Source organism: uncultured Streptococcus sp., assembly GCF_938036805.1.
Taxonomy (GTDB): domain Bacteria; phylum Bacillota; class Bacilli; order Lactobacillales; family Streptococcaceae; genus Streptococcus.
Genome location: NZ_CALHWC010000030.1, coordinates 1 through 3,801, shown reverse-complemented (window position 1 = coordinate 3,801; position 3,801 = coordinate 1). Strand labels below are relative to the sequence as shown.

Below are 3,801 nucleotides of genomic sequence, written 5' to 3'. Positions count from 1 at the left end.
TTAGTACCAAACATAGTATCATCTACTTCAACGATTCCTGAAGCAGATAGCCCTTCGGCGCCTTTCAGCAATTTTTGATTTTCGTCAACAAGTGCCAACGTAACCATTTTTAAACCTACAATAGCCATGTATTAGTTTTCTCCTTGTGTTAAAATCTTTGTTTGTTCTGCATAAATGACAGAAGTCATCTGCAGCGTGTCCGGGTCTACCGTGCGACCACGAATGTCTAAAATTGACCAGTGATTTGATTTGAGCAGCTTCATTAGTCGAACTTCAAAACTGTCAATATCAAAATCAATATCCAATTTATAAAAAATCTGAATTTCCACCTGTCTTCTAACAAGATGAAATGTATTGTTCCCGTTTAGACCGAGTTCAGAGTTTGCATCAGTGACTAGGATGATTGTTTCGCCCACATTATCCTGTTCCTCTTTAGGAAGATTACTAGTGTAAACACGCTGTACTTCGCTTAATTGCGAGCCGTCTAATAATTTTTTCATTTCCAAAGTTGCGAGCATACACTACCTCCGTTTCCTAATTAGTTTTTCGTACTCTGCTTTTTCGGCGGCTAGAACCTCTTCAAGCACTTTTTTTGATTGCTGGATTTCTGTCACAAAGTGGCTGCCTGCCATTTTCTTTGTTCCGTCATTTAGCCAGCGAGCAATTGTAGCATTCATGCCATCGCTCCACCCCACAGTAGAAACCCCTGTCTTCCGCCCATCTGCGTTAGACATCTGTGTTTCTAATCCGTCGGCCAAGTGGCCGCGCTTAGGGTTATAGCGCTTTGTGTCATAGTGCTTGTTGCGAGTCGCTTCTTCTAGCCGTTCCTGAAACACTTTGGCTCCTGCCTGTGTGATTTTTGATTGTTCTGTAGGTGTTAGGTCAGTTATTCGCTGGACATCTCTTAGCCAGCCTTGCAAAGCTTCATCTAGTCCAACCATATCAGCCTACTTTCTTTCTCAATCTCAAAGTCAGAAAATCATATTTACCAAAACCCGGTGTGTCATCTGGAGCGATTGTGACAATGTCATAAGTCAAACCGTTGATAGCAACCTGAAGCTTACTATGCACTCTCGCGCTGTGCCTGATACAAATAATTACTGTATCTGCTAGCCCGCTTTGAGTAGCAAGGTAAATCTGATTTTGCGTTCGCTTAACCGGTCTGTAATGCAGTTGGAAAAGCTCAGTTAGTTTTGGAATGTTGATTCCAGCGGAATTAGGAGCGGACTTCATCTCCCCGAAAACAGCAATCTTACTAAATTCAGATGGTAAATATTTCTTAGTCATCCTGACCCTCCTGGTGCAAGTCGTACATCCCCCTTAACTGCCCGATAATGGCATTGGAAGTCAGATTGACAGGATAAGTCTGCGCGTCGGCAAGGCTCAAACGATAGGTGTAATATGATCCCGCTATTGCGATAACTGCCACATCCATCATTGACGCGACAATTTCTCGAGTATAAAAATTTCCTGACTTGTCCTCGCCTACCGCCGCCTTGATTGAGTGTTCAGCTGCCGTCAAATAGCCTTGGACGAGGTCGTTGTCTTCAACCTCGTCAAGGTTCATCGCTTTCTTAAATCGTTCGAGCGTTACTGTCATATGCTAGTTACCCCGCAGCTCCAGCTTTCTCGTTATCAGCGATTGTCTTGAATGAAGCAGCAACGAGAGCGCCGCTATCCACAACTTGAACATCAAAGCGGTCAATCACACGTAGCTTGGTTTGATTGCGATAGAATGCGTTTCCTGCCTCTGTAGAGGTAGCCAACGCCATGTTTTCTCGGTCAAACAATGTCGCATACGCCTTGTAGTCTCCAAAGTACAGCGGATGAGTGCTTGATGCTGCATCAGCAAGACGTGCATCCTCAACCTCAATCACTGGCTTACCTTCAATCAGATAAGTATCAGGTTTGGTGACATCTCTTTGCAAAAGATAATTTCCATCTGCATCTTTGACTTTTGCCAGGACTTTGATACCTGATGTATTAGTCACCCATGCTGCGTTAGCGCGAAGAGCTGGATCAATTGAGTAGAAAACATCCTTGATGTCGTCAAACTTGGCAACAGTTGGTTTAGCTGGCGATTTTCCGAATGCTTCCAAGATAGCAGCGTTACGAGTAACAACTACTTTCTTAGCAACTTCGTTTGTCAACCAAGCTAAGATGTTCTCAGCTGTGTCAGCAAGCAAGCTGTTTGTAACAGTCAAAATACCTGCATATTCAGCAATTACATAGCGGACAATTGATAACTTAGGACCTTCAAGGTCTGGGATGTTGGTATCTTCGTCATCCAGCTTAATTAGTGGTGTAACAGTTGAGATAGAGTTTACATTTCGAGACCCTTGTTTTACTGAAGTAGTTTCTACCGTGACCAAGTTCTGGAAATTGAAGAACTGACGCGTAAGCTCCATGATAGCTGTACGGATATCTTTAGGAATGGTCAGACCGCCGTTTCCTGCTGCGTCATCTTCCTTGGAAGACACAAGGCCGGTAGTTGCCGGGCTCGAAGCATTCACAAATGGTTTGCCTTCAATCATGTTTTTGAAGTTTGTAACAAATGTATCCTTGAGCTCGAGTTCTTCCCTGTTAAGAGGTTTGATATCCTCTTTCTCCATTGCCGCGACTTGAGCCGCCCGAGCTTCTACGAGTTGATCTTTCAAGGCATCGCGGCGTACCTTCGCGGTATCGCGCTGATTCTTCAAAGCTTCAAAAACTTCAGCTGTGAAACTTTCATCGTTCAGAGCATTGTTGATTTGCTCGTTTAGATCTTCGACCTTGTGGCCGGCTTCAATCCAAAGTTCGTTAAGTTCATTTACTGTTTTTGGCATTAGTTTCCTCCTTTTTTGCCTAACAAAATAGCCAGCTTCTGTTCTCGTAATGAGTTCTTTGGCTGACTGGGTCCTGTATTATTTTTTTGTTTTGCAATCAAATTTCTAAATTTATTGATTGCCGCCTTACTCGGCAAGTTGCCGAGTAGTGCATTTTCAAAAGTTGGTTCTTCGTCCGCGTCGTTAAACATGATTTCGTCTGCAAAGCCTTTGTCAACTGCTGCTTTTGCGTTCATCCAAGTTTCGGTTGACATAAGCTGTAAAATATCCGTTTGGTTCATGCCTGTTTTAAGTTCATAAGCCATAGCGATTGATTCGTCAATGCTATTTAGTACGTCTGATTCGTGACCTAGGTCATCAGCATTGCCATACGCGACAACAGACGCTTTGTGGATCATCATTTGACTCGTCGGCGACATTCTGACTATATTCCCAGCCATCGCTATAACGGACGCAGCGCTGGCAGCTAAACCTTGCACATTTACTACAATGTTTTTCTTGCTGTCTTTTAACATAGTGTAGATTTCACTGGCCGCGAAGACATCGCCACCATTTGACGCAATGTTTAGCGTGATTTCGTCGTCTTCGTTGCTTGCAATAGCTTGCTGGACCTTATCAGGATATGTGCTAGATATGCCAAACCACTCATAAAACTCCCCAACATCGTTTGAAACAATATTGCCTTTAATATCAATAATTCCCATCTGCTACCCTCACCCCCTTTCTATTCCTGTGATTCATTTACACGGTCCTTCCTTGTCGTATTTGGATTGTCAGGCTCTGGCAATTCCTGAGAAACAATTCCTGCACTCTGCAATAAAGACAAGCCTTGATTTTGGGCGACAACTCCAGCTTTGACCAGATTCGATATAGCCGCCATGTAAGATGTACCCAGAACGTCAATAGCAGGCCGTATATCGTAGTCTAGTTCAGTTCCTAGTTTATAAGTCATCTCGCTAATAACAGGTCGCAGATA

The 3,801-nt window shown here is 43.5% G+C and carries 7 protein-coding genes and 1 pseudogene; all 8 read right to left on the bottom strand.

All coding sequences use genetic code 11. The annotated features are described in order from the left end of the window. Nucleotides 1-128, bottom strand: a 128-nt coding sequence (locus Q0191_RS01475; RefSeq protein WP_297663178.1) for a phage tail protein, incomplete at its 3' end; no start/stop codon positions are given. 3 nt (nucleotides 129-131) lie between these two features. Next, complete coding sequence (locus Q0191_RS01470) at nucleotides 132-518, bottom strand: DUF806 family protein (protein ID WP_297663176.1); 387 nt, start codon at nucleotides 516-518, stop codon at nucleotides 132-134. A 3-nt stretch (nucleotides 519-521) separates the two neighbouring features. After that, the gene (locus tag Q0191_RS01465; RefSeq protein ID WP_297663174.1) at nucleotides 522-941 is read right to left on the bottom strand and encodes an HK97 gp10 family phage protein; all 420 of its coding nucleotides are present in this window, start codon (nucleotides 939-941) and stop codon (nucleotides 522-524) included. Nucleotide 942: 1 nt separating this feature from the next. After that, entirely contained in the window at nucleotides 943-1,287 is a 345-nt protein-coding gene (locus Q0191_RS01460) for a phage head closure protein (protein WP_297663172.1), read from the bottom strand. After that, entirely contained in the window at nucleotides 1,280-1,600 is a 321-nt protein-coding gene (locus tag Q0191_RS01455) for a head-tail connector protein (protein WP_297663170.1), read from the bottom strand. The genes Q0191_RS01460 and Q0191_RS01455 overlap by 8 nt, the downstream gene beginning before the upstream one ends. Before the next feature lie 7 nt (nucleotides 1,601-1,607). Beyond that, on the bottom strand, nucleotides 1,608-2,825 hold the full coding sequence (locus tag Q0191_RS01450; RefSeq protein WP_297663168.1) for a phage major capsid protein: 1,218 nt from the start codon (nucleotides 2,823-2,825) through the stop codon (nucleotides 1,608-1,610). Further along, nucleotides 2,825-3,529 (bottom strand): head maturation protease, ClpP-related, encoded by a 705-nt coding sequence (locus tag Q0191_RS01445; protein WP_297663166.1) that lies wholly within the window; start codon nucleotides 3,527-3,529, stop codon nucleotides 2,825-2,827. The genes Q0191_RS01450 and Q0191_RS01445 overlap by 1 nt, the downstream gene beginning before the upstream one ends. A 20-nt stretch (nucleotides 3,530-3,549) precedes the next feature. Continuing rightward, nucleotides 3,550-3,801 (bottom strand): annotated as a pseudogene (locus Q0191_RS01440) (phage portal protein); the annotation flags it as partial.